Here is a 1,361-nt window from a genome sequence, read left to right as displayed (position 1 = left end):
TATGGAAGGCAGACCCGGGGAACTGAAACATCTAAGTACCCGGAGGAAGAGAAAGCAAATGCGATTCCCTGAGTAGCGGCGAGCGAAACGGGATTAGCCCAAACCAGAAGGCTTGCCTTCTGGGGTTGTAGGACACTCTATACGGAGTTACAAAGGAATGAAGTAGACGAAGAGGTCTGGAAAGGCCCGTCAAAGAAGGTAACAACCCTGTAGTTGAAACTTCGTTCCCTCTTGAGTGGATCCTGAGTACGGCGGGACACGAGAAATCCCGTCGGAAGCTGGGAGGACCATCTCCCAAGGCTAAATACTCCCTAGTGACCGATAGTGAACCAGTACCGTGAGGGAAAGGTGAAAAGCACCCCGGAAGGGGAGTGAAATAGACCCTGAAACCGTGTGCCTACAAGTAGTCAGAGCCCATTCATGGGTGATGGCGTGCCTTTTGTAGAATGAACCGGCGAGTTACGATTACATGCAAGGTTAAGCTGAAGAAGCGGAGCCGCAGCGAAAGCGAGTCTGAATAGGGCGTATTAGTATGTGGTTGTAGACCCGAAACCAGGTGATCTACCCATGTCCAGGGTGAAGGTAGGGTAACACCTACTGGAGGCCCGAACCCACGTACGTTGAAAAGTGCGGGGATGAGGTGTGGGTAGCGGAGAAATTCCAATCGAACTTGGAGATAGCTGGTTCTCTCCGAAATAGCTTTAGGGCTAGCCTCACGAAGTTTAGAGTCTTGGAGGTAGAGCACTGTTTGGACTAGGGGCCCTCATCGGGTTACCGAATTCAGACAAACTCCGAATGCCAATGACTTATCCGTGGGAGTCAGACTGCGAGTGATAAGGTCCGTAGTCGAAAGGGAAACAGCCCAGACCACCAGCTAAGGTCCCAAAGTATACGTTAAGTGGAAAAGGATGTGGAGTTGCTTAGACAACCAGGATGTTGGCTTAGAAGCAGCCACCATTTAAAGAGTGCGTAATAGCTCACTGGTCGAGTGACTCTGCGCCGAAAATGTACCGGGGCTAAACGTATCACCGAAGCTGTGGGTGGACATCTTACGATGTCCGCGGTAGGAGAGCGTTCTAAGGGCGTTGAAGCTAGACCGTAAGGACTAGTGGAGCGCTTAGAAGTGAGAATGCCGGTATGAGTAGCGAAAGATGGGTGAGAATCCCATCCACCGAATGCCTAAGGTTTCCTGAGGAAGGCTCGTCCGCTCAGGGTTAGTCGGGACCTAAGCCGAGGCCGAAAGGCGTAGGCGATGGACAACAGGTTGATATTCCTGTACCACCTCTTTATCGTTTGAGTGATGGGGGGACGCAGGAGGATAGGGTAAGCGCACTGCTGGTTATGTGCGTCTAAGCAGTTAG

1 rRNA gene is annotated in these 1,361 nt (G+C 51.7%); it reads left to right on the top strand.

Annotation, left to right across the window (positions count from 1 at the left end):
* A 23S ribosomal RNA gene (locus tag GNT69_RS25335) occupies positions 1-1,361 on the top strand; the annotation flags it as partial.

The organism is Bacillus sp. B15-48, assembly GCF_016879755.1.
Classification (GTDB): domain Bacteria; phylum Bacillota; class Bacilli; order Bacillales; family Cytobacillaceae; genus Mesobacillus_B.
Note: the sequence above shows the minus strand (reverse complement) of the source record. Positions and strands in the feature narration are given on the sequence as shown.